This is a genomic window from Caballeronia sp. BR00000012568055 (genome assembly GCF_029439455.1).
Taxonomy (GTDB): domain Bacteria; phylum Pseudomonadota; class Gammaproteobacteria; order Burkholderiales; family Burkholderiaceae; genus Caballeronia.
The window spans coordinates 1-683 of sequence record NZ_JAQFVG010000139.1; the positions used below are offsets into that span (position 1 = coordinate 1).

At 53.7% G+C, this 683-nt stretch carries 1 protein-coding gene; it reads left to right on the forward strand.

Annotated elements, in window-relative coordinates:
- A partial coding sequence (locus P7F28_RS07950; RefSeq protein WP_277183974.1) for a phage late control D family protein occupies window positions 1-683 on the forward strand: 683 nt, incomplete at both ends.

Here is a 683-nt window from a genome sequence, read left to right on the forward strand (position 1 = left end):
GGATCCGGTGGTCATTACATTGGAATTGACGCACCCCAATCGGATTTCGCGCAAGCATTTCTTAGGCAAGGATGCTCGTTTCTCCATGTCCCCGCTTGGAGCCAAGGCGCGGGAGTTCTCCGGATTCGTCGCGTCATACACGACGCTGAAGACCAGCGCCGATTTCACCAAGTATCGAGTTGTGGTGAAATCTCATCTGGCTCGACTCGATGGAGTCAGCCGGTTTCGCATATATCAACATCAAAGCGCCCCCGACATCATCACGGCGGTGTTGCGCGAGCACGGCATTCCTGATTATCTGATCAGCACCCGTTTGCGCCGGGCGTATCCCCAGCATTTATTCCGCTTCCAATATGGGCAAAGTGATCTGGCCTACGTCCAAATGCTTGCTCAGAAAGCAGGAATTTATCTGCGAATCGAAGAAACCGAATACGGCGATCAGGTCGTGCTCGGTGATGACATAGATCATTACATTTATGAGCCTGAGTTGACTCTCCCTTATCGGGAAGTCTCTGGGCTGAACGCCGCTCGCACTTCGATCTCTGAGCTGTCTGTTCACGCGATGACAGTGCCGAAGTCGTTCGTGGTGGCCGAATATAACCCCGACAAGTCCTATGAGCGTTTCAAGGACGAGGCGTCCATCGCGCCCGACGATCCGACGACCTATGGGTCGCCTTATGTGT